We start from the raw sequence: 22,587 nt of genomic DNA on the forward strand, positions 1-22,587 counted from the left end.
TTGGTGGCGATTTCGCGCGAAATCGGCAACTCCGCTGCTCGGCTCAGCGGCCGGACCGCGAACCAGACCGAACGGTCCTCACGGTCCGTGGCGGCTGCTGGCGCCGACGCCGCATCATGCTGTTGAGGGCGCGGAAGAAGATACGCGACAGGGACACGGCGAATTTGTTGCTCTGCAAACCTTGCCGCTGGTAGCGCAAGGCCTTGCGCACGGCGGCGAAGCCGTAGTCGAGCATGGCCGCTTCGTAGCTGCGGATCGCCTCGGCGGTCGGCATGCTGCCGTCGCGCAGCAACACGAGTTGTCGGCACAGCAGGTCGGCGTCGCGCAGCGCCGTGTTGCCGCCCAAACCGCCGACCGGGGACATGCTGTGCACGGCGTCGCCGAGCAGCGTGACGCTCGTGCTCTCCCAGGGTTCGATCGGCACGGATGTCTTGTACGGCACGAGAAGCGTGCTGCCCGGATCGGACTCCGCGATGATGCGGCGCAGCTGCGGATGCCAGCCGGAGACCAGGCGTTCGGTGAAGCTCTTCAGCTCCGCGCCGTCCAGGGCCTCGATGTTGGCCGGGCACGTGCTGCGACGGACGACGAACGCGGTGCCGACGTAAGCGTCATCGCCGCGCGTCGAAGGCAGCAGCCCGTCGTTGGTGGGGTCGAAGATCGAGATCGAGAGGAAGCAGGGAGCCGGTGCCATGATCATGCTGCGCCCGGTGGACAGCGGCGGTTGCAGCCAGGCCCGGACCTCGTCGGTGAGCGGCAGTTTGAAACCGATGCCGTAGGCGTCGGTGTCCACCCGTTCGACGTTCGGCAGGTACTGCGCGCGCACCGGGGAATTCACGCCGTCCGCGCCGACGAGGACATTTCCGGTCGCCGTCGTGCCATCGGCGAAATGCGCGATGATCGCGCCCTCCGCCGTGCGCTCGTAACGCTCGAACTTCTTGTCGAAATGCAGCACGTCGTCGAGTTCGGTGAGCAGGACTTCGCGCAACGTGACCCGATCTATCGCGCTGGAACGCTCGGTCGGATCGGCGGCGCCGGTCCCCTCCGCCTCCACCACCATGAGTTCTCGCAGATCCTCGGTGAGGAATCGGAAACTGCCGAGATCCACCGTGCTGGCCACGAACGTGTCCCAGATCTTCTCCGGAAGGCAGGAGTGCAGCGCCTTCGCCCCGTCCGGATCGATGTGGATCCGATAGCCCTCCAGACGATCGGTCCTGGTGCGGTCGCGCTCGTACACCGCGACGTCGACTCCGGCGCGCTTCAATCCCTGCGCCAAGCAGAGACCTCCGATGCCACCGCCGATGACAAGAACCTTGAAAGATGTTTCGGGCATGCTTTGCAGGCCTCCTGCGCTTTTCCGGTCACTTCCGGCGATGCTGTGGACCGCGACGCGGATTTCGCTGCTGCCGCGGTGTTTGGTTGCCTCCCAGATTATCCGGTTCTAGACTGCGCGTGCGACGATTGCCGAGAAGATGTCTGGCGGTGAAGATGTCTGGCGCTGTCGCGAAGTTCTCCGATCGGCGAATTCACCGCCAACTCCTTTCCCCGCACCCTTCGGACGGTCCAGCATGCAACTGCAAGACATCCAGACCAAGGCCGGGTACGATCTCTGGGCGAGTTCTTACGAGCAGACGCCCAATCCGGTCGTCGCGGTCGACGCGCGGCACAGCCTCGGCCTGCTCGCGCCGGGTCGGGGGGAGCGGATTCTGGATGCGGGCTGCGGAACCGGGCGCAACCTCGCGGCGATGCTCGACGCGGGAGCCGCACCGCAGGGCATCGACTTCTCGCCGGGCATGCTGGCGGTAGCCCGTCGTCGCCACCCCGACGTGCCGCTGTTCGAAGCGGACCTGCAAGGCGAGATCCCGTTCGCGGACGGCGAATTCGATGCGGTGTACTGCGCGCTGCTCGGTGAGCACCTGGATCATCCGGACCGCGCCGTCGCGGAGTTCTACCGCGTGCTGCGGCCGGGTGGCCGACTGGTCTTCTCCGTCTTCCACCCCACGATGGCGGCGACGGGGATGTCGGCGCAGTTCGAGAACGACGGCACCGCGTACAAGCTCGTGGCGCATCCATACACCGTGGAAGATTACGAAGGCTGGCTGGCGCAAGCGGGTTTCACCGAGGTCGAACGCCACGAGGTCGTCGGCGACGACCAGATGGTCTCGGACGTGCCGTGGGCCTCCTGGCTGGTCGGCAAACCGATCCTGCTGGTCCTCCGAGCCGAAAAGCCAGCGCCCTGACGGCCTGTCGGGTGCCGCACCATCGCTGACCTGGTGCTTCCGGTCATCGCCAGGGTTGGCTTGAGCGCACCCCGAGGATGGCTTTATCGCTGTAGACGGCGCATTCGCCCCCCGCCGGGCGAAATGCGGTGATAGGTTGTGCTTGGAATGATCGTGACGGACGGAAGGGCTTTGGAGCATGGGAGTTGAGGCCTTCTGGGAGTTGACAACAGGGCCTTCTGGGGTGCCTGGCTGAGTCGAAGAACGTCTTGTTCTCGGTCCAGCAACCAAGCTCGGTCGGCGCGGATAGGAATTCCGCGCAAGGTCGTTCAGGTGCCACGCCAAGCGTTTCTGGGGCACGTTCTTGACGAGTGAGGCGGAGAATCCGGTATCGGGCGATGCGTGCCGATGCGGGATGACCGGGCGTTTCCACGGCCTGCTTCGTCAATCGAATTTCGGGGGACTTTCCAGTACTGGGTGGAAGGCTGGAGTTGGCATGTCCGGCGTGTTGGGACTGACATGAGGTCGTATCCGTTGGATGTGCGGTTCCGGGGGACCGCCGTCCGCGGTTGAGGCGACCAGTCCTGCCGCTGGAGAACTTCGTCCAGCTCTAGTCGGATAGGCGACTGAGAATGCATTCCTTGGAAATCAACGTGCTCGGACCATTAGTGGTCCGGATCCAGGACGGATCAATCGTACCGACGGCGGGAAAACCGAGGCAACTGCTCGCCTTGCTCGCATTGCGGTGTGGTCGAGTCGTGCGCGTTTCGACCCTGATGGAGGAGGTTTGGGCCGACGCCATTCCGCGCAGCGCGGCGACCACCCTGCAAACCTACGTCCTGCGGTTGCGACGGTTGATCACGGAGTCGCGGCAGCCCGATTCGCCGTGGACGGCCAAGGATCTGCTCGTCACGAGCTACCACGGGTACCAGCTCGCCCCGACGCCGAGTTCGTTCGACCTCGTGGCGTTCAACCGGCTGGCGACCAGCGGTGATGCCGCCCTCGAAAAGGGCGACGCCGCAAGCGCTTCGAAGTACTTCAGCCAGGCGTTGGACCTGTGGCGGGGACCCGCGCTGATGGACGTGCCGATGGGCCGCGTGCTGACCAAGGAGGTCATCGGCATCGAGGAAGCCCGCGCTCGGGTGCACGAGCAGCGGATCATCGCCGACCTCCAGCTCGGCAAGCACGCGATGTTGATCCCCGAACTGCGCAAGCTGGTGGCCGAGAAACCCACCGATGAGAACGCCAGCGCGCTGCTGATGATCGCCTTCCAGCGGTCCGGGGCCGCGCCCCGTGCGCTCCAGGTCTTCCGCGATCTGTGCCAAGCGCTGAGCGGGGAACTGGGTGTCGAACCGTCCGGCCGCCTGCGGAAGCTGCACCAGGCACTGCTGTCGGACACGACGGAGATCTCAGTGCTGTCGTTCTTCGACCCGTCCGGCCTGGGCCTGGCCGAGACCGTCTGACCGGCTGGGTTGGGTCAGCTGTCCACTCGCCCGGTTCGCTTCGCGGGCAGGGTTCCCGCCAGCGGAGGCGTGTCTGGCGGGCAGCGTGCGATGGTTCTGCCCACAATCGTGGCAACGACGGACGTCTTGGCCGGTAGGCTGGTGGTCGGTGGTGGGGCTCACCGGTCCGCGCAGCGGAGAACCGCGGTATTGCCGCCAACAGTCCCTACTGGACCTGACCGATGTCGGGCTGCGGTAGGGAGATGCCTGTGACCAGTGATGCCGAAGTTGTCGAACCCATCGACCCGGATGTGGACCTGCGAGTCGGCATGCGCGAGCTCGCGCACTCCCACCTGCCGGTCCTCGCCGTCATCGCCCTCGGCGGCGGCCTCGGGGCGCTGGCCCGCTACGGGCTCTCCCAGCTCCTGCCGACCGCCCCCGGCCACTTCCCCTGGGCCACGTTCTGGACCAACATCATCGGCTGCTTCCTGATCGGCATCCTGATGGTGCTCATCACCGAGGTCTGGTCCGCGCGGCGGTTGCTGCGGCCCTTCATCGGGGTCGGATTCCTCGGCGGCTTCACCACCTTCTCCACCTACGCCGTCGAATTCCGCGGCCTGCTGCAGCCCGGTTCGGTCGGCACCGCCTTCGGCTACCTCCTCGCAACCCTGCTCGGCGCACTGCTTGCCGTGATCCTCGGCGTATGGCTCACCCGCTGGGCCATCCGCCGCCCGGCGAAAGGTGACGGGGAATGAAGCTGACCAGTTCCGCCATGCGGTTGTCGATCTTCATCGGCGCCGACGACACCTGGCACCACAAACCGCTCTACCACGAGATCGTTCGGCGAGCCCGGAAAGCGGGCCTTGCCGGGGCGACCGTGCTGCGCGGCAGCGAAGGCTACGGATCCCACTCGACGGTGCACACCAACCGGCTGCTCGACCTCGCCGAGAGCCTGCCCATCCTGGTGATCATCGTCGATGCCGAAGACCGCATCCGCGCCTTCCTGCCCGAACTCGACGAACTCGTCAGGGAGGGCACCGTGCTGCTCGACGAGGTCCACGCCATCCGCTACACGGGGAGCCGCGAGTCGTGACCGTCGTACTCGTCTTCGTCGGGGCGGTGATCGGCGCACCCCTGCGCTACCTCACCGACCGCGCCGTCCAGGGCCGCCACGACAGCGTGTTCCCCTGGGGCACCTTCGTCGTCAACCTCTTCGGCTCGCTGCTGCTGGGCTGCCTGGCCGGGGCCGGAACCGCGCTGCCCGAACCCGTGATGGTGCTGGTCGGAACGGGCTTCTGCGGAGCCCTGACCACCTACAGCACCTTCAGCTACGAAACCCTCCGCCTGATCGAAGAACACGCCTACTTCTACGCCGTGCTGAACGTGGTCGTCAGCGTCATCGCCGGAGTCGGCGCGGCCCTCCTCGGCTACACCACCGTGCATGCCATGGTCGGTTGAGCCTGCGGAGATGGTGTTGACGCAGCAGGGTTTGGCCGCGCGGATGCAGCGGCACCAGGTCGCGGTGTACGTAGCGGCGATCGCGCTCGGCGTGCTGCTGGGGTGGGCGGTGCCCGGTGCGGGACCAGGCCTGGAGAAGGCGATCAGCCCGGTCCTGGGTGCCCTGCTGTACGTGACGTTCCTGCAGGTGCCCGTTCGCGAGTTGGCGCGCTCGCTGCGGGACGGACGTTTCCTGGCGGCCGCGCTCGCGGTGAACTTCCTGGTCGTGCCGGTGGTCGTCGCCGCGATCTTCGCGTTCCTGCCCGACGACCAGGCGGTCCGCGTCGGGGTGCTGCTGGTGCTGCTGACCCCCTGCGTGGACTACGTGATCGTCTTCAGCGGGCTGGCCGGTGGCAGTGCTCGACGGTTGCTGGCCGCCACTCCGCTGCTGTTGTTGGCCCAGCTGCTGTTGCTGCCGTTGTTCCTGCTGATCTTCCTGGGGCCGCAGTTGGCCGATGTGGTCGAGGTCGGTCCGTTCCTGGCAGCCTTCCTGGGGCTGATCGTCATCCCGCTGGCCCTGGCCTGGGCGACCCAGGCGTGGGCCACGCGGCGGCGCACCGGGATGAGGGTGGTCGAGGCGATCGAACCGGCGATGGTGCCGCTGATGGCCGTCACCCTGTTCGTCGTGGTCGCCTCCCAGGTGCCGGAGCTTGGCGGCAACGTCGCCTCGGTCGTCGTGGTGGTGCCCGGCTACCTCGCTTTCCTGATCGTGATGCCCTTCGCCGGGCTGGCGGTGGCTCGCGCATTCGGTCTGGACACCGCGGCCAGCCGCGCCGTCGTGTTCACCGGAGCCACCCGGAACTCGCTGGTCGTGCTGCCACTGGCGCTGGCCCTGCCGGATGAGCTGGCCGTCGCGGCGGTGGTGGTGGTCGCGCAAACCCTCGTCGAAGTCGTGGGCATGGTCCTCTACGTGCGACTGGTGCCAAAACTCGTTCCGGACCGCTGATCCACCGCACTGGGATCGTGCCGACCGCCGATTTCGCGCTGCTGGTCAGCCGATGAACTGGTCGTAGAGCAGGTACGCGTTGAGCCCGATGATCACGGTCGCGATCGTCGTCATGAGCCTGGTCAGCCAGCGGGGGTTGGTGAAGGTTCCCATCACCGCCGGGTCGCGGGTGATCAGCAGCAGCGGGATCAGCGCGAAGGGGATGCCGAAGCTGAGCATGACCTGGCTGAAGTTGAGCACATCGGTCGGGTTCACGCCCAGGGCGATCACGATCAGCGCGGGCAGCATGGTGATCAGCCGCCGCAGCAGCAGCGGGATGCGGAGGTTGAGGAACCCGGCCATCACCACCTGACCGGCGAAGGTGCCGACGCTGGAGGAGGAGATGCCGGAGGCCAGCAGCGCCGCGGCGAACACCAGCGCGGCGGCGCCACCGGCGAGCGTGGCCAGTCCGGTGTGGGCTTCCTCGATGCCGCCGATGCTGGTGTTTCCGCTGCCGTGGAACAGCTTGGCGGAAACCACGAGCATCGAGAGGTTGATGATCCCGGCCAGGCCGAGGGCGATGATCACGTCCCAGCGTTCGAAGCGCAGCACCTTGCGGCGCTCGATGTCGGTGGAGCACGCGACGCGGCGGCTGGTCAGGGCGGAGTGCAGGTACACGACGTGCGGCATCACGGTGGCGCCGATGATGCCCACCGCCAGGTAGGCGCTGCCGCTCGGCAGGGTGGGCACCAGCCCGGTCAGGGCTTGACCGGGGGAGGGGCCGATGGAGAACAGCTCGTAGGCGAAGCCGCCGATGATCAGCCCCAACATCGCCGCGATCGCGCGCTCGAAGGCGCGGTAACCGCGGGTTTGCAGGCCCAGCACCACGAAGGCGACGACCGCGGTGATCAGGGCGGCAGGCAGCATCGGGATGCCGAAGAGCAGGTACAGGCCCAGTGCGGCGCCGACGAATTCGGCGAGATCGGTGGCCATCGCGACGATTTCGGCCTGCAACCACAACGCCCAGCGCACCGGAGCGCGGTAGCGGGCCCGGCATGCTTCCGGCAGCGTTCGGCCGGTGACGATGCCGATCTTCGCGGACAGGAACTGCACGGGCATCGCCATCAGGTTCGCCAGCACGACGACCCACACCAGCGCGTAGCCGAACTCGGCACCGGCGCTGATGTTGGTGGCGAAGTTGCCCGGGTCGACGTAGGCGATCGCGGCGACGAACGCGGGCCCGAGCATGGCGACCGTGCCGCGAACCCGCCCACGGGCGAGCACCTGGGCGACCGGAACCGGCGCAACCTGCTCGGTGGGCCCCTCGGTCGTCCTCATCGACCCACCTCTACCACGACCGCGGCCAGTTCGATGTCCGAAGTGCGCAGATTTTTCGCAGCGGCAATCACCGCTTTACGTTACACCGAAAAATGTCTTTCTCCGCAGGGGAACTTCGGGCCGCCGATTTCGCCGGATCACGGCTGTTCGGAGCGCCGGTGTTCGGCGCGCCGGGCGGCCAGGCGGGCGTCGAGCGACCAGGCGCCAGCGCCGACCAGCAGCAGGAAGACCGAGCCGAAGAGCTGGCTGAGTTCGCTGCGGGCTTCGTGCAGGTAGTCCCAGACGCCGTCGTCCAGCAGGATCGGAACCTTGGTGAAGACCTCCGCCCCGATCATGTTGATGATCATGGGAATGGTCGCCAGCCGGGTGAGCAGCCCGATGATGAGCAGAACGCCGCACACGATCTCGAAAACACCGTCGAGGTAGGCGAAGAACTCCGGCGCGGGCAGCGGCGTCTCCTTGGCGAACCGACCCGGCCCAAGCTCACCGGGAAAGAGGAACTTCTGAACCCCTTCCGACAAAAAAATCCCACCAACCACAATGCGGATAAGGATCACCGCCGCAGGCGCTCCGGTACCCACCAACAAAAAGCCCCGACTACCCATCCCTCCTCCTAACCGGCCAACCGGCACCCCCGCTGAAGCCCCGGGCCCGACACTCACCAACCAGCAAACCCGCCACCCCCAACCACCGCACCACGAGTTCCAACACGGAGTGAAGGGCACCTTTCACCAACTATGTTGGCGAAAGGTGCCCTTCACCTACCACCCAATCGGCGCCCCCCCCCACACCGACCTGGCGCGACTGGTCACCTAATGAGGTAGGAGTGAAGGGCACCTTTGACCGAGTAAGCCGGTCGAAGGTGCCCTTCACTCCTCGCCGGAGTGGGTTACGAGTGAGGAGGATGGTGCGCGCGTTCCTGGCGTGCAGCGTCGAGGTCGCCGCGGCGGTCGAGAACTCGAAGAAGTTCTACGTGCCCAACCAGGTCGTCGAGCCGCGCCCCGCGGTGCCAGCTGCGGGGGTGCTGGCACCGCGTCGGGGCGGGTTACTTCATGCCGGTGGTGGCTATGCCCTTGACCAGGTACTTCTGTCCGAACAGGAAGATGAGGAAGATCGGGATCAGGGAAACGACCGACATCGCGAACAGCGCGCCCCACGAACTGTCGGCGGTCGAGTCGACGAAGGTGCGCAGCGCGACCGGCACGGTGTACATGTCCGGATCGGTGAGGAAGATCAGCTGGCTGAAGAAGTCGTTCCAGGTCCAGATGAACGTGAAGATCGCCGTGGTGGCCAGCGCCGGGACGGACAGCGGCAACATGATCTGCAGGTAGATCCGCCCGTGCCCGGCACCGTCGATGTGGGCCGCCTCGGTCAGCTCGCGGGGGATGCCCCGGAAGAACTGCACCATCAGGAAGATGAAGAAGGCGTCCGTGGCGAGCATCTTGGGCACCACCAGCGGCAGGTAGGTGTTGATCCAGTCCAGCTGCGAGAACAGGACGTACTGCGGGACGATCACCACGTGGATCGGCAGCATGATCGACATCAGCATCACCGCGAACCACAGCCTGCGACCCCGGAAGTTCAGCCGTGCGAACGCGTAGGCGGCCATCGAGCAGGACGCCAGGTTCCCGAGCACCGCGCCCGCCACGATGATGATCGAGTTCAGCAGGTAGTGGGTGAACGGGTGCGACAGCGCGTTCCACCCCAGCGCGTAGTTGCCGAGATCGATCTCGCTGGGGATCAGCGACGGATCGCGGAAGATCAGCGCGTTCGGCTTGATGGAGCTCACGATCATCCACAGCAGCGGGTAGAGCATGACGAACGCGGCGGCGATCAGCACGGCGTGCTTGCCGATCCGGCGCAACCGGGTCGGCCACTTCGGTCGTCGTCGTACTGGCGCTGGAGTGTCCACAGTGGATGTCGGTGTTCGCGGCGGCGTGCGCACCAGATCTTGTTCAGTCATCGTAGAAAACCCAGTACTTCGAGAGGTGGAAGTTGATGGCGGTGAACGCTGCGATGATCACCAGCAGCAGCCAGGCCATGGCGGACGCGTAGCCCATGTGCAGGTTGGTGAAGCCTTCCTCGTACAGGTAAAGCGTGTAGAACAGGGTCGAGTCGACCGGTCTGCCGGTGCCGCCGCTGACCACGAATGCCTGCGTGAACGACTGGAACGCGTGGATGATCTGCAGCACCAGGTTGAAGAAGATGATCGGCGTCAGCAGCGGAACCGTGATGCTGCGGAACTGCCGGATCTTGCCCGCCCCGTCGATCGCCGCGGCCTCGTAGAGGGGCTCCGGGATCTGGCGCAGCCCCGCCAAGAAGATGATCATCGGCGAGCCGAACGTCCACACGTTGAGCACGATCAGCGTGCCGAGCGCGAAGTCCGGGTGCGAGATCCAACCCACGCCCTGGATGCCGAACCAGGACAGGATCTGGTTGATCAGACCGGAGTTGCCGAAGATCTGGCGCCACAGGATCGCGATCGCGACGCTCGCACCCAGCAGCGAGGGCAGGTAGAACGCCGAGCGGTAGATCGCCAGGCCGCGCAACCCCCGGTCGAGGAACAGCGCGAGCGCCAACGCCGCCGCCAGTTGCAGCGGCACGGAAACGAAAACGTAGCTGAACGTGACCCGCAGCGAGGTGAGCAGCCGCTCGTCGCCGAGCATCTCCAGGTAGTTGCTCAGGCCGGTCCACTCGGGCGAATCCAGCAGGCTGTAGTCCGTGAACGACAGGTACAGCGATGCGGCCATCGGCCCGACGGTGATCAGGGCGAGGCCGACGAACCACGGCGCGAGGAAGAACGCCGCCGCCTTGTTGTCCCCGCGCTCGGCGGGGCTGAGCTTCGCTCGGGCACCCTTCGCGCGGCGCAGGCTCGCGAGCTCACCGACCACCGACATGTGGCCTCCCCGAGCAGTTGGCAACCGCGTCGAGGGCGGGCAATCCGAGCTCCGCGACGCGCACCGGCTGGCCGGTGGTCATCGAGGTGTTGGCCGCGAGGCCGACGGCCACCGAAGCCAGGCCGTCGAGGTATCCGGCCTGCCGACCGAGCGGATCGGCCGCCGCGCCCCGGAAAACGTCGTGCAGCAGCAACGCGTCCCCGCCGCCGTGGCCCCCGCCGCTGGCGCTGGCGATCGGGACCAGCCGCGCTTTCTCCCAATGCCGCTGCACGGTGAGCCGCGCGCCCGGGCGGCGTTCCTGCTCGTCGCCAGCGGTGTCCTCGACGGAGCTCGCGTCGAGCACGAACCGGCCGTCCGGATCGGGCAGCACCGCGGCCCGCTCCACCACGTCGAGCTCGGCGCGCCCGCCGGTGCCGTTGATCGTCACGCGGTAGCCCTCCCACGGGCTGTGCGCGTTGAGCGAGTAGCTCATCACGGCGCCGCGCCCGTAGCCGACCAGCGCAGACAGGTTGTCCTCGATCGTGATGCCCGCCGCGAAGACGTCCCGGTCGCGCAGGTAGCCGTCGTGCTTCTCGGCGTCCCAGTACAGCGACCGCAGCACCGGATCGGCGCGCAGGTCGAGGGCGAACGGATCGGTGCTCGGCGGGTCGACCGTGCCGCGCTCCGGCCGCTCGCCCAACCCGCGGGCGCGGGCGTTGTCGGCGCCGTAGAAGCGCAGGCCGCCGTCGGCGAAAACCCACGCGGGCACATCGGCCAGCCACCAGTTCACCAGGTCGAAGTGGTGCGAGGCCTTGTGCACGGCCAACCCGGCCGAATGCTGCTTCTCCCGGTGCCAGCGGCGGAAGTAGTCGGCCCCGTGCATGGTGTCCAGCGCCCATTCGAAGTGCACCGAGGTGACCTCGCCTATCTCGCCCGAGGCGATCACCTCCTTGAGGGCGGCATTGCGCGGCGAGTACCGGTAGTTGAAGGTCAGCACCAGCGACCGGCCGGTCTGCTCGATGGCCCGCACGATCTCCCGGCAGCCCGCGGTGGACGTGGTCAGCGGCTTCTCCAACACCACGTCGGCCCCGGCCCGCATGGCCCGCGTGACGACCTCGGCGTGCGTCCAATCAGGACTGGTCACCACGACCGCGTCCAGCCGCTCCGCCGCGATCATGCGTTCCAGATCGGCCGGTGCGTAACGGGCCGGTGGCGCCGCATCCGGCGCGTGGGCGGCCACCAACCGGTCCGCGTGGTCCATCCGCGCCGGATTGGGTTCGCACCACGCCACCAATTCCGCGACATCGGCGTGCGCACCCACCAGCGCCACGACGTACATCTGCGCACGAGCACCGGTACCGACCACCCCGTACCGGCGCGCCACTTGGTCGATCATGCTCCTCCTTCGTCGTTGGACGTCGCAGCGCCCCGTTCGGGTGAGGAGTGAAGGGCACCTTTGACCGGGTAAGCCGGTCGAAGGTGCCCTTCACCTCGACCCGATCAGGGCGAGCGGATGAAGCCCTCGTGTCGTAGTGCCCAGGTTCCGTCGCGTGGGAAGCCGGGGCAGGGCACCGCTCCGTCGTCGTCCCAGCCCGCCACCATCAGCGCAAGGGCGGCGAGCAGTCCGCCGTTTCCCGGCAGGTACAGCGGAAGGGCATCGGTCTGGCGGTTGTGGCCGTTGCGCAGGAAGGTGTTCTTCGGGCTGTCGCGCAGCAGCGCGTCGAGCGCGGTTGTCGGCTCGTGCAGCCGAGTCGCGGTCATGGCGAGAGCGGGGTGGTCCCAACCCCAGGTGCTCGCCCAGTCCCAGTCGCCGAGCACGTCGTGCAGGGTCGAGCGGATCACCTCGGGATCGACGACGTCGACCGCTGGCACCGGGCCCAGCGCGTAGACCATCGACGGGTGGTCGACGCGCACGGTGAACGGCTCGACCGCGATGGCCGCGTACCGGCCGTCGCGGACCAGTGGCCGCGCCATGCCGTCGCGGACCGCGTTCCAGCGCGGTTCCGGCGGTCGACCGGAGCGCGTCCGCCACTGCTGCGCCACACCCAATCCCCAGGCCCAGTAGGCGAGTTCGAACGGTGGATTGCGGACCCGCTCGCGCCTGGCCGCGTAGCACTCCTGGGCTGGGACCAGCGGCGGGCCCAGCGCGAAACCGTCCGAAGTGGACTCGACGACGTCGGCCATGAAGTGCGCGGTCTGCTCGACCAACTCGCCGAAGTCGTCGATCGCGCCGCCATCGCCAGCGCGGCGCAGCAGCTCGGCGAGGTGGATGACGTGCGGTTGCTGCCAAAGCAGGAACGGGCCGATGTCGCTCGGGCTCTCCCGGCCGTCCGGGGCGACCTGCTTGGGCCAGCGCGCGCCCCGGTAGCCCTGCGTCGCGGCGGTCTGCTGGGCCACCGGGAGGATGCGCCGGTAGAAGTCCATGCTGCGGCGCAGCAACTCCGGCCGACCCCACAGCGCGAAGTGCGCCGCATGCCACCAGTGCATCTCCAGGTGGAACCGGCCGCGCCAGCTGTTGCACGTCAGCCCGGTCTCCTGCGGCGGCAGGGATCCGGCGCACTGGATCGCCGTGAGGTACTGGGACAGCACCGCGCGGCGTTCCAGTTCGTCGGCTCGCGGATCGGTGCTGCCCGCGAAGTCGACCGCCGCGCCGCGACTCCAGAACTCCGGCCAGTGCGCGCGGCTGGCCGCGAACACGGCGGCCGCGTCCGAGCCGGGCGGGTCATCGGCTCCGGCGGCCAGCGAGACGGCCACCTCCAGCACGGATCCGGTCGGGTGCACGACGATTTCGTGTTCGCCGACCTGCCGGACGACGGCATCCCGCGACGTCCGAATCCGCAGGCGGTACAACGGATCCGGCGCCCCGTCGAAGCGGCGCCGGACCAGCGCGCCATCGGCCTGCGGCTCGACGGCGCTGGTGTGCGCCTCGGGACGGGACCAGTCGGCGGCGTTGCTCCACGACTGCGACCCGTACGGGAACGCGATCCGGATCCCCACCGCGAGCTCGTCGCCCGCAACGATCCGCACCGCGATGGTGTCCTGATCCGGGTGGCAGGCCGTGCTGACCCGCAGCGTCCGCCCGCCGAGGGTGAGCTCGCTGCGGATCACGCCCGTCCACAGGTCCAGCACCTGCTGGCTGGTTCCGAGATCGGACGCGGCGGGCATCCGGTGCCCGGCGGCGTCCAGCAGCACCAGACCGATGCGGGCCAGGTCCAGGCGGTGCGGATTGGCCCGCAGCCACCGGATTTCGGCGGGCAACGCGGAGTCGTCGGAGCCGGACAGCGGTCCGGAGTCGACGTAGCGGACCTCGCCGCGCCCGGTGCGGTACGGCCGCAGCGTCCGCGCGAGGTCGGCGCCGTCCGGGCGCGGGTGGCTGTGCCAGCCCCACTGCGACTGGGTGCCGAGCAGCGTGCCCGCCACCCCGCCACCCGGATCGGCCACCGGGTACCGCTCGGGGAAGGTCTGCAGGCCCGTGACGTCCACGGTCATGCAGAGCTCCCCGTTGCCCACCGACAGCGGCGCCTGCGGGTCGATGCCGGTCAATACGATGTTGTGCCGCGCTACCAACGCTTTCCGGTCGATCGCGGCGACTCCGGCGCGGTCAGGAGACGGCATCGGTGATCTCGGCGACGAGCTGCTCCGCCGCCCGCGCCGGTGGCACCCGGCCGAACAGCACCGAGTCGTTGATCCGGTTCACGATTCCGACGCTCTCGGTGGAACCGGTCGGGCCGATCACGAAGTCGCCGTCGACGAGTCCGCTCATCCGGTTGATGAAATCGAACTCGACCTTCCGGTTCTCGTCGAGACTGCTCTCCAGGTGGGTGCGCAGGTCCGGGTTGGCGGGGATGCCCCGGTCGGTCTTGATGAAGTCGGCCGCCCGGGGGTCGGAGACCAGGAAGTTGATGAGCCTGGCCGCCGCTTCGGGGTGCTCGCTGCGCTTGCTGATCGTGTAGAGCTGCGAGGCCTGCAACCACATGCCGGTGCCCTGCGCGGTGGTTTCGCCCGGGGCGCGCAGCATGATCAGGTCCGCGCCGGATGCCTGCCGGTACGCCGGGAGCAGGTTGGACCAGCCGAACTTCATCGCCGCGAGACCCCGGCCCAGCAGCGTCTGCTCGGGGGCTGGCTGCCCGGCGAGTTCGGCGGTGACGCTGGCCGGGGGAGTGGCGCCGGTCGACATGAGCCCGGTGGTCAGATTCCACCACTCCTGGACGGTGCCGGGTTGGATCGCGATGCCGCCCGCCGGGCTGTAGAGGCCCTGGCCGGTCTTCTGGTTCGCGTAGAGGTCCAGCGTGTCGGGGGCGGTGGGATCTTCCGAGCCGAACGTCCCGGCCGGGCTCTTCGCCGAGATCTCGGTGGCGATCCGGGCGTAATCCTCCCAGCTCCAAGTGTTGTCGTCGGGCAGCGGGACACCGGCCGCGGCGAACAGCGCCGGATTGGCGAGGACGCCGAAGGTGTTCACGCCGGTCGGCACGCCGTACTGGATGTTGTCGAAGTTGGCGTTGGCCAGCGCGCCCTCGTCCAGCGCGGTCAGGTCGAGTTGGCCGGAGACCTCGGCCAGGTCGAGCAGGACGCCGCGGTCGGCGTACTCGCGCGGGTAGGCGCCGCCCATCGTGATCACGTCAGGCTCGTCACCTGCCGCGACCGACGTGGCCAGCCGGTCGAAGTAGGAGTTGTAGTCGATCGACTCGCCCTGGACCGTGATTCCGGGGTTGGCGGCTTCGAAGGCGTCGATGGCCTGGTTGGTGGCCCGCGCCCGCTCTTCGTTGCCCCACCAGGAGAACCGGATGGTCACCGGCCCGTCGTCCGTGCCGCCAGCGCTGCATGCCGTGGTCAGCACGGCGGCCCCGAACAGCACTGCCAGCAGGCGTAACGGTGTCCGTCGGCCCGCGGCCCGCCGGGGCGAGCGTCGAAAGGTTCGCATGCGATGTACTCCCTCGCCACGTCGTTGAGGTCGTCGAGAGTGGTGCCGGGATCTCCACCTGTCGCGGCTCCGGTCCGGCCCGCGATCAGACGCTGGTCCAGCGGCCAGCGCGGTGAGGTTTCCGCAGGCCGGGGCGTCCAGCCGCAGTCGATCAGGGTGGTGCAGATCCCCGGGTGAGGGGCACCCGTGACCAACTAACTGGGTCACGGGTGCCCCTCACCTACCATTTACACCGGTGTAATTGCAGCACGTGTGGCGCCGACGGGTCAATCCCCGCGATCACCCCGCGGTCGACTCGCGCACGATTAGCCGGTGTGTGGCCACCACTTCCGCGCCGCCCGATCCCGACTCCGCGCCGGAGAGGCGGTCCACGAGCAGCCCGACGGCGGTGCGGGCGATCTGCGAACGGCCGGGCTGCACGGTCGTCAGGCTCGGGCGGGCGAAGCGCCCGTCCTCGATGTCGTCGAAACCGGCCACCGCGACGTCTTCGGGAACCCGCAGCCCGCGCTCGAAGAGGACCCGCATCGCGCCCAGCGCCAGCACGTCGTTGAGCCCGAAGACGGCGTCGATGCGCACCCCGCGGTCGAGCACCTGGCGCATCGCTTCGGCACCCGTGGCGCGGGTCCAGTCCAGCGCCTCGCCGGTGCGCGCCGGATCGTGCGCCAGCCCAGCGGCGGCGAGGGCGTCCAGGAAGCCCTGGGTGCGCAATGACCCAGCGCCAGCACCACGTTCGTCGTAAGAGCCCACGAGCGCGATGCGCTTTCGCCCCTGTGCCAACAGGTGCTCGGCGACGGCCCGCGCCCCGGCCGAGTTGGCCATCGCGACGTGGTGCACGTTGCCGTGCAACGCGCGTTCGCCCAGCAGCACCAACGGATAGCCGACCTCCAGCTGGGGCGCGTCCTCGGCGCGCAGGCCCAGTGGCGAGAAGATCAGCCCGTCGGTCATCCGGCGGCGCGCGCTGGACAGCACCGCCAGCTCCCGCTCGCGCACTCCGCCGGTCTGCTCGACCAGCACGGTGTAGCCGCGCTCGGCCGCCGCCACGATGATCTCGTCGGAGAGTTCGGCGAAGTACGGCAGTCGCAGCTCCGGCACCGCGAGCGCGATCATCCCGGTGCGCCCCAGGCTCAGGTTCCGCGCCGAGAAGTTCATCTGGTAGCCGAGTTCGGCGATCGCGGCGAGCACCCGGGCCCGCGTCCGGGCGCTCACGTGCGGGAAGTCGTTGACCACGTTGGACACGGTTTTCACCGACACCCCGGCGAGCCGCGCGACGTCGCGCATCGTCGCGGACACTGCTGGTCACCCCCGTTGTTGGTTCGTCGAACCGGTATCCGCTTCGGCACCGGCCCGGTCCGGGCCTGTGGACAACGGGCGCGGGACCGATTTACGTTTAAGGTAACCGGTTACCGCTCCCGAGGAGAAGTCGTGACGACACTGCCATGGCTGCATGTCGAAGGTGCCCGGATCGTCGATGAGCAGGGCCACGCGGTCGTCCTCCAAGGCGTGGGGCTCGGCGGCTGGCTGAACATGGAGAACTTCATCACCGGCTACCCCGGTCCCGAGCGGTTGCGGCGCGCCGCCCTGCGGTCCGCGCTGGGGGAGCAGGCCTACCAGCGGTTCTTCGCCGAGTTCCTGCGCGGGTTCTTCGCCGAGGCCGACGCGGCGCACCTGGCCTCGCTCGGGCTCAACTCGGTGCGAATCCCGGTGAACTACCGCCATTTCGAGGACGACGACCGGCCGTTCCAGCTCAAGGAGAGCGGTTTCGCCGAGCTGGAGCAGCAGCGCACGCACAACGGGCGTCGCCCCGTCGGCACCTTTCACCGCAGTCCGAGCCAAGAGTGCCGCGTCGCGCGGGTTGCCGATGTTCGCGATTGTGCCCGTGAGGGCCGGAGGTTGTGCGCTACCGGGAGGGGTCCCGGGCGACCGCAGTAGCCTGCCGTCCATGTCCAAGAACAACTCATGGACCGCGGGCAGTGCGGTAGTGGGTCTTCTAGCGGTCGTCGGTATTACCGCCGTAGTAGCCCCGACTTGGCTCAAGTTCGTGCGCACGCCTGCCGGTTTTGCGGATTGCCCGGGGTGCACGTCCGAGTCGGCTGCGTACCTCGGCTTGCTGTAACCGCGAACGGAGACACGATGGGCTTGCGGCAAACCCTGGCGATGGTGGTCTACATGCTGATGATGGTCGTCGGGTTCGGCGCCTCAGCTGTCGGGCTGATCGCGTTGTTGGTCGTCGGGTTGGCCACCCCCGACGAGGGATCGCCGACGTGTGACGGCGAGGTCATGCACCCCGGCGACAGCTGCTACACCTCCTACAACGGCAACGCACACGTGTCCAGCTACGACGAAATCATGCAGCGCCGCGAAAGCGGGCAGCGCCAGCAGCAGGTGCTGATCGTGGGCGGCGTCGGTCTTGGTGGTGGCGTGGTGCTCCTGCTCGGCGGCCGCTGGATACTGCGCTGGGCAAGCCGCGACCAATGAACCTCGGGAGCAAGGCGAGGAGCCGGTGCTTCGCGTGCCGCGGGTCGAATGCCCACGCCGTGCTGATCCCGGCACCCTTCGCGGCGGTCTCTAATTGTCCACTGCGGATATTGGTTTCCGGTGGTGGCGAGCGGTCGGTCTCGCCACCACCGGGGTCTTCTCTTACTCGAACAGGTCGCTGCGGGCGGCGGCGAGCTTGATCAGGCCGCCCGCGTCGAGCATCTGGAGCAGGAAGGGATCCGCTGGATCAGCGGTCCGGGCCGCTCCGGTGGTCTCGTTGCGGAACTCGCCGGTGGCGATGTCGACCGTGAGCCGGTCGCCGTCGGCGACCAGCCCCGTCACCCCGTCCAGCGCGAGCGGGGGCAGACCGATCTCGAAGCAGTTGCGGTAGAAGGTCCGGGCGAAGGTATCGGCCACGACGCAGCCGATACCGGTGGCCCGCAGGGCCTTCGTGGCGATCGCCCGGCCCGAGGACTGGCCGAAGTGCTTACCGGCCACCACGATGTCGCCCGGCTGGACCTTCGCCGGGAACTCCGGGTTGAGATCCTCCAGCACGTGCTTGACGATCTCGTCCATCGGGTCGAACACGTAGCGGGACTTGACGAGCTGGTCGGTCGGGATGTTGTCGCCGAACTTCCAGCACCGGCCGGTGAACCTCATGCGCGGGCCTCCCTCGGATCGGTGAGCACGCCCGTCACCGCGGCTGCCGCGACCGAGGCCGCCGAAGCCAGGTACATCTCCGCCTCGGGGCTGCCGTTGCGGCCCGGGAAGTTCCGGGAGTGGGTGGAGATCATCGCTTCGCCGGGCGCCATCGCTCCCATGTTGATGGCCTGGTTGGACCCGGTGCTGGGCGGGAACCAGGTCGCACCCGCCTCGTGCAGCTGGAGCACGAGCCCTTCCCCGGCCGCTTCGGCGAACACCTCGCGGCTGGAGGGGACGATGTTGAACCGGACCGACGGGTGCACCTTGCGGTCCTTGAGCATCGCCGCGGCGACCCGGATGTCCTCCAGCCGTCCGCCGCCGTGGCCGCCGAGTTCGGCCCAGCCGACCGGTTTTCCGGCCACCGAGGCGACCGACTTGACGTTGCCGACGGTGGGCGGGCAGGCGACCTGCGGATCCACCTCGCCGACGTCGAAGCGCAGCACTTCGGCCGCCTCGCCGCCATCGCTGCGCGGGAACACCGCGGGCATCTCGCCGGGCAGGGTGCGCAAGTAGGCCTCGGTCGCCTCATCGGGCTCCACGAAGCTGCACTTGGCGCCCAGGTCGACGCACAGCAGCGGGAACAGCCACCGGTCCCAGAACTCCAGCTGCTTCACGTACGGCCCGGCGAACTCGACGGCCGCGTAGTTCAGCGCACCCTCACCGATCTTCGCCACCAGCCACAGCGCGATGTCGCGCGCCGAGGTGCCCGGCTGCGGTGTGCCCGACAGTTCGATGCGCACGGTGTGCGGCACCTTGAACCACGCCTTGCCGTAGGGCAGCACGGTGCCCGCGTGCGAGTCGTTGCCCAGCGCCACCGCGAGCGCGCCGACCGTGCCGTGCACGGGGGTGTGGCTGTCCGAACCGACCACGATCATGCCCGGCTTGACCAGGCCGCGGCGCACCAGCACGTGGTGGATGTTCCCGCTGCCGCAGTCGAACAGGTGGATGCCGTGCTCGCGGGCCCAGGCGCGGTTGGATTCCAGCACCTTCGCCTGCTGCTCGGTCGGCGGCGAGAAGTGGTGGTCGAAGACCATCACGATCCGGTCCGGGTAGCGCACCGCGCCGCCCACCTGCTTGTCGAACACGCCCGAGGTCAGGTAGCCGGAGAGGTCGTGCATGATCAGCCGGTCGACGTTGGCGATCACGATCTCGCCCGGCTCCACGGTCTTGCGGCCACTGGCCTGGGCGAGGATCTTCTCGACGACGTTCATCCCGCCACCGCCATGACCTCGGCCGGGTTGGCGATGGTGCCCTTGATCGCGGTCGCCGCCGCGGTGGCCGGGCTGCCCAGGTAGATCTTGGACTGGTAGCTGCCCATCCGACCCTGGAAGTTGCGGTTCGCGGTGGAGAACGTCGCCTCGCCGTCGGCCATCGCACCGCCGTTGCCCGCGCAGGCGCCGCAGCCGGGGTTGGTGATCATCGCGCCCGCGTCGATCAGGGTGCTCACGATCCCGTCGGCGGCGGCCTTCGCCATCACCGAGCTGGACGCGGGTGTGACGATCAGCCGGACACCGCTGGCGATCCGGTGCCCCTTGAGCACCGACGCCGCGATCGCCAGGTCGTCGTACTTGGCGTTGGCGCAGGAGCCGATGAACACCTGGTCCACCTTGGTGCCCGCGACCTCCTCCACCGACACCACGTTGTCGACCGTGTGCGGCACCGCGACCTGGGGCGAGAGGTTCGTGCCGTTCACGCTCAGCGTCTGCTGGTACTGCGCGTCCGCATCGGGCAGCAGGACCTCGTAGTCAGCCGCCCCGGCCTCGTTGAGGTAGCGCAGGGTGGTCTCGTCCGGAGCCACGAAGGCGTTCTTGGCGCCCATCTCCATGGCGAGGTTGCAGAAGGTCATCCGCTCCGACACCGACATCGAGGAGGTGAACGATCCGGCGAACTCCACCGAGCAGTAGGTCGCCCCGTCCGCCCCGAGGTCGCCGATCAGCCGCAGCATCACGTCCTTCGGGTACGTACCGACGGGCAGCTCGCCGTCGATGTCGATCCGGATGCTCTGCGGCACCTTCATCCACAGCTTGCCGGTCACCCAGGCCGCGGTGATCTCGCTGAACCCAACCCCGGTGCCCAGTGCACCGAGCGCACCGTAGATCGTCGAGTGCGAGTCGGTGCCGATCACCAGCTGGCCGGGCTTGATGAGACCGTTCTCCATCAGCACGATGTGCGCGATGCCCGCGTTGACGTCGAAGAAGTGCTTGACGCCCATCTTCACCGCGAACTCGCGGCACAGCTGGTGGTCGGCCGCCGTCTTCGCGGTCTGCGCTGGCGAGATGTGGTCCATCACCATCGCGATGCGGTCGACGTCGTAGAGCTCGGTCACACCCATGCGCTCCAGGGTGCGGATGCATCGCCAGCTCGCGGTGTGGCTCATGTACAGGTCCGGGAAGGCGTCGACGATCTGGCCTGGTTCCAGGTCGGTCTCGCCGGAGGCGCGTTCCAGGGCCTTCTGCGCGAAAGTCTTGCCTGCCACTAGTCCGCCTCTCCGCGATTCGCAGTGGTGGTTGCGTCCAGCCCAATCTCGCGTTTCGCGGTTTCTCGTGGCTGGCTTGCGTCACGGTCCCCTGAGGTGCGGTTGAGGAGGCGTGGGGTTGAGACGGGGCTACTCATGCGGTCCTCCGCATCAGGTAGGGGATCAGCCCACCGCTGGCCAGGATTTCTTGGATGCCCTGCGGGTACGGCGCGAAGTGGAAGCGCTGTTCGCCCACCTCGACCACACCGGTTTCGTAGTCGACCCAGACCGGGGTGTCCTCGCTGATGGCGGCGACCGCCTCGGGGCTCTCCACGGCGATCAAACCGGTGTTGATCGAGTTGCGGAAGAACACCCGCGAGAACGATTCCGCGACCACGGCCTTGATGCCCGCGCCGATGAGGCAGCTGGCCGCCTGCTCGCGCGCGCTGCCGCAGCCGAAGTTGCGGCCCGCCACCACGACGTCGCTGCTGCGCAGCTGCTGCTGGACTTCCGGCCCGAGCGGCTCGAAGGCGTGCTCGGCCAGTTCCGCCGGGTCGATGCTGACCAGGTAGCGGCCGGGGATGATCACGTCGGTGTTGATGTCGTTGCCGAACACGATCGGCTTGCCGCCCACCCGGGTGGTCGACGCTTTCTCGGTCACGGGCTCGTCTCCTCAAGGAACCAGTCGGTCGGCACGTTGTGGCCGAGTTCTTGCTCCTCCGCGAGCTTGAGCGCGCGGGCGCACACGGCGGCGAACTGGATGCCCATGCCGGTGTTGTTGGCGAAGATCGTCACGTCGTCGTGGCTGGTGCGCACCGGCTTGTCGTCGAGCAGGATGTCGCCGAGCTCCTTGATGTCCTCCCACGTCATCCGCCCGCGCTCGACCGGTCCGAGGATGTCGAACTGCTTGTCGTGGTGGACCTGCTCGCGGGAGAGCACCACGATGCGGTCGGCCCGGTCGAACGTCGCGTCGTCGAGCTCGCGGCGGGTCGCCGTGCCGTCCGGGGACGTGATCGCGGTGATGTGGGTGCCGGGATCGACCCAGTCGCCCTCGAAGCACGGGTCCATCGCGGCGGTCGCGCAGGTGACGATCCCGCAGCCCTCGACGGCTTCGCGGGGGTGTTCGGCGGCCACGATGCGGCGCCCGGTGCGTTCGCTCCAGGTCTTGGCGAAGGAGATCCGGTGCTCCGGGGTGGGGCTGTAGACCCGCACCTCCTCGATCTCGGGCCGCACCATCAGCAGGCACTCCAGGTGCGCCTCGGCCTGCCAGCCGGAGCCGAACATCCCGGCCACCCGAACGTCCTCATTGGACATTTCGCGGATGCCCAGCGCCGAGGTGGCGCCCACCCGCATCTTCTGGATGAAGCTGTCGTGCAGGATCGCCAGCGGTTCGAGGGTGGTCATGCTGTAGAGCGTCACCAGGCCGACGTAGCGCCCGCCGGGTGCCGCCGGGATCAGGCGGCGGCGCTTGACGCCGCTGGGCAGCGTCTCCACCCCGGCGATGTCGGAGGTGATGCGCAGCGCCCAGACGCCGCTGGAGACGTTGCCGCCCTCCTGCGACTTGAACCGGTACCGGAATCCGGGGTGGCGCGGGTCCTCCACCGGGAAGTAGGTGTGGTTGCGCGGGCGGTTGGCGCCCTGGCCCGAGGACAGCTCCCGGTATGCGGTCTCCAGTGCGTCGATCGTCTCGTCGGGGGTGAGGACCTTCTCGACGTCCGCGTTGGACAGAACTCTCATGAG

Annotated in this window: 22 protein-coding genes; 8 read left to right on the top strand and 14 right to left on the bottom strand. The window is 68.2% G+C overall.

Going from position 1 to position 22,587, the window contains the following annotated elements:
- Positions 1-43: 43 nt before the first annotated feature.
- Positions 44-1,330 (bottom strand): FAD-dependent oxidoreductase, encoded by a 1,287-nt coding sequence (locus ACTWQN_RS08045; protein WP_443202702.1) that lies wholly within the window; start codon positions 1,328-1,330, stop codon positions 44-46.
- Between the two features lie 235 nt (positions 1,331-1,565).
- Between ACTWQN_RS08045 and ACTWQN_RS08050 the strand changes: the two genes are divergently transcribed.
- From ACTWQN_RS08050 to ACTWQN_RS08075, 6 genes are all read left to right on the top strand, one after another.
- A complete protein-coding gene (locus ACTWQN_RS08050) occupies positions 1,566-2,237 on the top strand; it encodes a class I SAM-dependent methyltransferase (protein WP_443202703.1) in 672 nt (223 codons plus the stop codon).
- Positions 2,238-2,848: 611 nt separating this feature from the next.
- Entirely contained in the window at positions 2,849-3,679 is an 831-nt protein-coding gene (locus ACTWQN_RS08055) for an AfsR/SARP family transcriptional regulator (protein WP_443202704.1), read from the top strand.
- Positions 3,680-3,927: 248 nt separating this feature from the next.
- Positions 3,928-4,413 (top strand): fluoride efflux transporter CrcB, encoded by a 486-nt coding sequence (gene crcB, locus ACTWQN_RS08060; protein WP_443202705.1) that lies wholly within the window; start codon positions 3,928-3,930, stop codon positions 4,411-4,413.
- The gene (locus ACTWQN_RS08065) at positions 4,410-4,751 is read left to right on the top strand and encodes a DUF190 domain-containing protein (protein WP_443202706.1); all 342 of its coding nucleotides are present in this window, start codon (positions 4,410-4,412) and stop codon (positions 4,749-4,751) included. Before crcB (ACTWQN_RS08060) ends, ACTWQN_RS08065 begins: the two co-directional genes overlap by 4 nt.
- Positions 4,748-5,116, top strand: a complete 369-nt coding sequence (gene crcB, locus ACTWQN_RS08070; protein WP_443202707.1) for a fluoride efflux transporter CrcB — start codon at positions 4,748-4,750, stop codon at positions 5,114-5,116. Before ACTWQN_RS08065 ends, crcB (ACTWQN_RS08070) begins: the two co-directional genes overlap by 4 nt.
- 10 nt (positions 5,117-5,126) lie before the next feature.
- Entirely contained in the window at positions 5,127-6,101 is a 975-nt protein-coding gene (locus ACTWQN_RS08075) for an arsenic resistance protein (protein WP_443202708.1), read from the top strand.
- Positions 6,102-6,146: 45 nt separating this feature from the next.
- Here ACTWQN_RS08075 and ACTWQN_RS08080 read toward each other — a convergent pair whose 3' ends face one another.
- The 8 genes from ACTWQN_RS08080 to ACTWQN_RS08115 all read right to left on the bottom strand — a co-directional run bounded on the left by ACTWQN_RS08080 (position 6,147) and on the right by ACTWQN_RS08115 (position 16,505).
- Positions 6,147-7,418, bottom strand: a complete 1,272-nt coding sequence (locus tag ACTWQN_RS08080) for an Nramp family divalent metal transporter (RefSeq protein ID WP_443202709.1) — start codon at positions 7,416-7,418, stop codon at positions 6,147-6,149.
- Between the two features lie 137 nt (positions 7,419-7,555).
- Entirely contained in the window at positions 7,556-8,023 is a 468-nt protein-coding gene (locus ACTWQN_RS08085; protein WP_443202862.1) for a DoxX family protein, read from the bottom strand.
- A 440-nt stretch (positions 8,024-8,463) separates the two neighbouring features.
- Positions 8,464-9,381: a carbohydrate ABC transporter permease gene (locus ACTWQN_RS08090; protein WP_443202710.1), complete on the bottom strand. Its 918-nt coding sequence runs from the start codon at positions 9,379-9,381 to the stop codon at positions 8,464-8,466.
- Positions 9,374-10,315, bottom strand: a complete 942-nt coding sequence (locus ACTWQN_RS08095; protein WP_443202711.1) for a carbohydrate ABC transporter permease — start codon at positions 10,313-10,315, stop codon at positions 9,374-9,376. The genes ACTWQN_RS08090 and ACTWQN_RS08095 overlap by 8 nt, the downstream gene beginning before the upstream one ends.
- On the bottom strand, positions 10,299-11,690 hold the full coding sequence (locus ACTWQN_RS08100; RefSeq protein WP_443202712.1) for a Gfo/Idh/MocA family protein: 1,392 nt from the start codon (positions 11,688-11,690) through the stop codon (positions 10,299-10,301). Before ACTWQN_RS08100 ends, ACTWQN_RS08095 begins: the two co-directional genes overlap by 17 nt.
- Before the next feature lie 104 nt (positions 11,691-11,794).
- Entirely contained in the window at positions 11,795-13,909 is a 2,115-nt protein-coding gene (locus ACTWQN_RS08105; RefSeq protein ID WP_443202713.1) for a hypothetical protein, read from the bottom strand.
- On the bottom strand, positions 13,896-15,215 hold the full coding sequence (locus tag ACTWQN_RS08110; protein WP_443202714.1) for an ABC transporter substrate-binding protein: 1,320 nt from the start codon (positions 15,213-15,215) through the stop codon (positions 13,896-13,898). The genes ACTWQN_RS08105 and ACTWQN_RS08110 overlap by 14 nt, the downstream gene beginning before the upstream one ends.
- Positions 15,216-15,494: 279 nt before the next feature.
- The gene (locus ACTWQN_RS08115) at positions 15,495-16,505 is read right to left on the bottom strand and encodes a LacI family DNA-binding transcriptional regulator (protein ID WP_443202715.1); all 1,011 of its coding nucleotides are present in this window, start codon (positions 16,503-16,505) and stop codon (positions 15,495-15,497) included.
- A gap of 132 nt (positions 16,506-16,637) precedes the next feature.
- On the opposite strand from ACTWQN_RS08115, the gene ACTWQN_RS08120 reads away from it, so the two are divergent.
- Positions 16,638-17,144: a hypothetical protein gene (locus ACTWQN_RS08120; RefSeq protein WP_443202716.1), complete on the top strand. Its 507-nt coding sequence runs from the start codon at positions 16,638-16,640 to the stop codon at positions 17,142-17,144.
- 201 nt (positions 17,145-17,345) lie between these two features.
- The gene (locus ACTWQN_RS08125; RefSeq protein ID WP_443202717.1) at positions 17,346-17,690 is read left to right on the top strand and encodes a hypothetical protein; all 345 of its coding nucleotides are present in this window, start codon (positions 17,346-17,348) and stop codon (positions 17,688-17,690) included.
- A gap of 162 nt (positions 17,691-17,852) precedes the next feature.
- Here the strand turns inward: ACTWQN_RS08125 and ACTWQN_RS08130 are convergent, their stop codons facing one another.
- The 5 genes from ACTWQN_RS08130 to ACTWQN_RS08150 form a co-directional block, all read right to left on the bottom strand.
- Positions 17,853-18,350 carry a LeuD/DmdB family oxidoreductase small subunit gene (locus ACTWQN_RS08130; RefSeq protein WP_443202718.1) on the bottom strand — a complete coding sequence of 166 codons (498 nt, stop codon included), beginning with the start codon at positions 18,348-18,350 and terminating at the stop codon, positions 17,853-17,855.
- Positions 18,347-19,603, bottom strand: coding sequence for an aconitase family protein (locus ACTWQN_RS08135; protein WP_443202719.1), 1,257 nt, complete (start codon positions 19,601-19,603; stop codon positions 18,347-18,349). Before ACTWQN_RS08135 ends, ACTWQN_RS08130 begins: the two co-directional genes overlap by 4 nt.
- A complete protein-coding gene (locus tag ACTWQN_RS08140) occupies positions 19,600-20,868 on the bottom strand; it encodes an aconitase/3-isopropylmalate dehydratase large subunit family protein (RefSeq protein WP_443202720.1) in 1,269 nt (422 codons plus the stop codon). The genes ACTWQN_RS08135 and ACTWQN_RS08140 overlap by 4 nt, the downstream gene beginning before the upstream one ends.
- 133 nt (positions 20,869-21,001) lie before the next feature.
- Positions 21,002-21,508, bottom strand: coding sequence for a LeuD/DmdB family oxidoreductase small subunit (locus ACTWQN_RS08145; protein ID WP_443202721.1), 507 nt, complete (start codon positions 21,506-21,508; stop codon positions 21,002-21,004).
- On the bottom strand, positions 21,505-22,584 hold the full coding sequence (locus tag ACTWQN_RS08150) for an ornithine cyclodeaminase family protein (RefSeq protein ID WP_443202722.1): 1,080 nt from the start codon (positions 22,582-22,584) through the stop codon (positions 21,505-21,507). Before ACTWQN_RS08150 ends, ACTWQN_RS08145 begins: the two co-directional genes overlap by 4 nt.
- Positions 22,585-22,587 lie beyond the last annotated feature (3 nt).

It is taken from the genome of Saccharopolyspora antiqui (genome assembly GCF_052246905.1).
Taxonomy (GTDB): domain Bacteria; phylum Actinomycetota; class Actinomycetes; order Mycobacteriales; family Pseudonocardiaceae; genus Saccharopolyspora.

What these genes read in the sequence shown, in the direction of transcription:
- ACTWQN_RS08065 (WP_443202706.1), top strand. Translation starts at nt 4,410, where the DNA reads ATGAAGCTGACCAGTTCCGCCATGCGGTTGTCGATCTTCATCGGCGCC.
- ACTWQN_RS08090 (WP_443202710.1), bottom strand. Translation starts at nt 9,381, where the DNA reads ATGACTGAACAAGATCTGGTGCGCACGCCGCCGCGAACACCGACATCC.
- ACTWQN_RS08105 (WP_443202713.1), bottom strand. Translation starts at nt 13,909, where the DNA reads ATGCCGTCTCCTGACCGCGCCGGAGTCGCCGCGATCGACCGGAAAGCG.
- ACTWQN_RS08095 (WP_443202711.1), bottom strand. Translation starts at nt 10,315, where the DNA reads ATGTCGGTGGTCGGTGAGCTCGCGAGCCTGCGCCGCGCGAAGGGTGCC.
- ACTWQN_RS08075 (WP_443202708.1), top strand. Translation starts at nt 5,127, where the DNA reads ATGGTGTTGACGCAGCAGGGTTTGGCCGCGCGGATGCAGCGGCACCAG.
- ACTWQN_RS08045 (WP_443202702.1), bottom strand. Translation starts at nt 1,330, where the DNA reads ATGCCCGAAACATCTTTCAAGGTTCTTGTCATCGGCGGTGGCATCGGA.
- ACTWQN_RS08085 (WP_443202862.1), bottom strand. Translation starts at nt 8,023, where the DNA reads ATGGGTAGTCGGGGCTTTTTGTTGGTGGGTACCGGAGCGCCTGCGGCG.
- ACTWQN_RS08080 (WP_443202709.1), bottom strand. Translation starts at nt 7,418, where the DNA reads ATGAGGACGACCGAGGGGCCCACCGAGCAGGTTGCGCCGGTTCCGGTC.
- ACTWQN_RS08100 (WP_443202712.1), bottom strand. Translation starts at nt 11,690, where the DNA reads ATGATCGACCAAGTGGCGCGCCGGTACGGGGTGGTCGGTACCGGTGCT.
- ACTWQN_RS08125 (WP_443202717.1), top strand. Translation starts at nt 17,346, where the DNA reads ATGGGCTTGCGGCAAACCCTGGCGATGGTGGTCTACATGCTGATGATG.
- ACTWQN_RS08110 (WP_443202714.1), bottom strand. Translation starts at nt 15,215, where the DNA reads ATGCGAACCTTTCGACGCTCGCCCCGGCGGGCCGCGGGCCGACGGACA.
- ACTWQN_RS08055 (WP_443202704.1), top strand. Translation starts at nt 2,849, where the DNA reads ATGCATTCCTTGGAAATCAACGTGCTCGGACCATTAGTGGTCCGGATC.
- ACTWQN_RS08130 (WP_443202718.1), bottom strand. Translation starts at nt 18,350, where the DNA reads ATGAGGTTCACCGGCCGGTGCTGGAAGTTCGGCGACAACATCCCGACC.
- ACTWQN_RS08150 (WP_443202722.1), bottom strand. Translation starts at nt 22,584, where the DNA reads ATGAGAGTTCTGTCCAACGCGGACGTCGAGAAGGTCCTCACCCCCGAC.
- ACTWQN_RS08135 (WP_443202719.1), bottom strand. Translation starts at nt 19,603, where the DNA reads ATGAACGTCGTCGAGAAGATCCTCGCCCAGGCCAGTGGCCGCAAGACC.
- ACTWQN_RS08050 (WP_443202703.1), top strand. Translation starts at nt 1,566, where the DNA reads ATGCAACTGCAAGACATCCAGACCAAGGCCGGGTACGATCTCTGGGCG.